This window comes from Roseateles terrae (assembly GCF_014192155.1).
GTDB lineage: Bacteria > Pseudomonadota > Gammaproteobacteria > Burkholderiales > Burkholderiaceae_C > Roseateles > Roseateles terrae.
Genome location: NZ_JACHXO010000014.1, coordinates 1 through 2501, shown reverse-complemented (window position 1 = coordinate 2501; position 2501 = coordinate 1). Strand labels below are relative to the sequence as shown.

The window sequence follows — 2501 nt, the reverse complement described above, 5'->3', positions numbered from 1 at the left end:
GGGACAGGGCAGCTCGCCCAATTCGTAGAGTCTTAATGAAATCAGCTTTGATTTGATTGCGTTCACAGACGTGCTGCGTTGGCAGCAGACATGAAGAACGGTTGATCGATTTTGAGATCGATCTGCGTGACCACAACACTTCGACCTGATTGTCAAAGTTATAGGGTCAAGCCTCACGGGCAATTAGTACTGGTTAGCTTAACGCATTACTGCGCTTCCACACCCAGCCTATCAACGTCCTGGTCTCGAACGACCCTTCAGGGGGCTCAAGGCCCCGGCAAGACTCATCTTGAGACGAGTTTCCCGCTTAGATGCTTTCAGCGGTTATCTCTTCCGCACTTAGCTACTCGGCGATGCCACTGGCGTGACAACCGATACACCAGAGGTGCGTCCACTCCGGTCCTCTCGTACTAGGAGCAGGCTCTCTCAATCTTGCAGCGCCCACGGAAGATAGGGACCAAACTGTCTCACGACGTTTTAAACCCAGCTCACGTACCTCTTTAAATGGCGAACAGCCATACCCTTGGGACCGGCTACAGCCCCAGGATGAGATGAGCCGACATCGAGGTGCCAAACACCGCCGTCGATATGAACTCTTGGGCGGTATCAGCCTGTTATCCCCAGAGTACCTTTTATCCGTTGAGCGATGGCCCTTCCATACAGAACCACCGGATCACTTAGTCCTACTTTCGTACCTGCTCGACTTGTCAGTCTCGCAGTCAAGCACGCTTATGCCTATGCACTATTAGCACGATTTCCGACCGTGCCTAGCGTACCTTCGAACTCCTCCGTTACACTTTGGGAGGAGACCGCCCCAGTCAAACTGCCCACCATACACTGTCCCCAACCCGGATTACGGGCCAAGGTTAGAACCTCAAACACACCAGGGTGGTATTTCAACGTTGGCTCCACCTGATCTAGCGACCAGGTTTCAAAGCCTCCCACCTATCCTACACAGATCTGTTCAAAGTCCAATGTAAAGCTACAGTAAAGGTTCATGGGGTCTTTCCGTCTTTCCGCGGGGAGATTGCATCATCACAAACATTTCAACTTCGCTGAGTCTCTGGAGGAGACAGTGTGGCCATCGTTACGCCATTCGTGCAGGTCGGAACTTACCCGACAAGGAATTTCGCTACCTTAGGACCGTTATAGTTACGGCCGCCGTTTACTGGGACTTCAGTCAAGAGCTTGCACCCCATCATTTAATCTTCCAGCACCGGGCAGGCGTCACACCCTATACGTCGACTTTCGTCTTTGCAGAGTGCTGTGTTTTTAATAAACAGTCGCAGCCACCGATTCTCTGCGGCCTCATTGGGCTCCCCAAGTCAATGGTTCACCTACTAAAGGCACACCTTCTTCCGAAGTTACGGTGTCAATTTGCCGAGTTCCTTCTCCAGAGTTCTCTCAAGCGCCTGAGAATACTCATCACGCGCACCAGTGTCGGTTTGCGGTACGGTCGTCTATAGCTGAAGCTTAGTGGCTTTTCCTGGAAGCAGGGTATCACTCACTTCGTCTGCAAGCAGACTCGTTATCACACCTCAGCTAAGCCCTCCGGATTTGCCTAGAGGGCACGCCTACATGCTTGAACCGGGACATCCAACACCCGGCTGAGCTAACCTTCTCCGTCCCCACATCGCACTATAGATCGGTACAGGAATATTGACCTGTTTCCCATCAGCTACGCATCTCTGCCTCGCCTTAGGGGCCGACTCACCCTACGCCGATGAACGTTGCGTAGGAAACCTTGCGCTTACGGCGAGGGGGCTTTTCACCCCCTTTAACGCTACTCATGTCAGCATTCGCACTTCTGATACCTCCAGCAAGCCTCACGACTCACCTTCACAGGCGTACAGAACGCTCTCCTACCACGCACAGTAAACTGTGCATCCGCAGCTTCGGTAACTGGCTTAGCCCCGTTACATCTTCCGCGCAGGACGACTCGATCAGTGAGCTATTACGCTTTCTTTAAATGATGGCTGCTTCTAAGCCAACATCCTGACTGTTTTAGCCTTCCCACTTCGTTTCCCACTTAGCCAATTTTAGGGACCTTAGCTGGCGGTCTGGGTTGTTTCCCTCTTGAGTCCGGACGTTAGCACCCGGTGCTCTGTCTCCCAAGCTGTACTCTTCGGTATTCGGAGTTTGCATAGGTTTGGTAAGTCGCCATGACCCCCTAGCCTAAACAGTGCTCTACCCCCGAAGGTAATACTTGAGGCACTACCTAAATAGTTTTCGGAGAGAACCAGCTATCTCCAAGTTTGTTTAGCCTTTCACCCCTATCCACAGCTCATCCGCTAGTTTTGCAACACTAGTCGGTTCGGACCTCCAGCACCTGTTACGGTACCTTCATCCTGGCCATGGATAGATCACTTGGTTTCGGGTCTACACCCAGCGACTAATTCGCCCTATTCGGACTCGATTTCTCTACGGCTACCCTATTCGGTTAACCTCGCCACTGAATGTAAGTCGCTGACCCATTATACAAAAGGTACGCAGTCACCCCT

General features: G+C 52.1%; 1 rRNA gene. It reads right to left on the bottom strand.

What is annotated here, in order from left to right:
* Nucleotides 1-162: 162 nt before the first annotated feature.
* Nucleotides 163-2501 (bottom strand): 23S ribosomal RNA (locus FHS28_RS23795); the annotation flags it as partial.